This window comes from Pelomicrobium sp. G1 (genome assembly GCF_051905455.1).
Classification (GTDB): Bacteria; Pseudomonadota; Gammaproteobacteria; order Burkholderiales; family UBA6910; genus Pelomicrobium.
Genome location: NZ_JBQACR010000176.1, coordinates 1 through 361, shown reverse-complemented (window position 1 = coordinate 361; position 361 = coordinate 1). Strand labels below are relative to the sequence as shown.

1 pseudogene is annotated in these 361 nt (G+C 72.3%); it reads right to left on the bottom strand.

From position 1 onward, the window contains the following. Positions 1-169: 169 nt before the first annotated feature. Positions 170-361: pseudogene (locus ACTFO6_RS18060) on the bottom strand (hypothetical protein); the annotation flags it as partial.

Sequence of the window (361 nt, the reverse complement as noted above, 5' to 3'; positions counted from 1 at the left end):
CGCATGCGCCAGGCGGCGCGCAGCAGCGGCCTGCCGTTGAGCATACAGATGACCGGCTGGCGCGTCCTCGGCGCGAGGGCGCGGATGCGGCGGCGGCGTGTCACTGGACGGATCTCGCGCCGGTAGGCTGGGCGGAAGGGATCGTGGACGACGATGAGCGTCGCGTGCATCAGCGCTCCTCGTCCCGAGGCGCGAGGTCTCCGCCGCCATCGCGCGCGTAGAGCTCCAGCAGGCGCCACCGGTGCACGGCTAGGGAGGCCAGGCTCTGGTGCAGCACTCCCGCCCCCTCGACGGCATGGAGCACGCCCTCGCCGGTCCACACGCCCACGTGGTGTGGACGGCTACCGTAGCTCATGAGAGC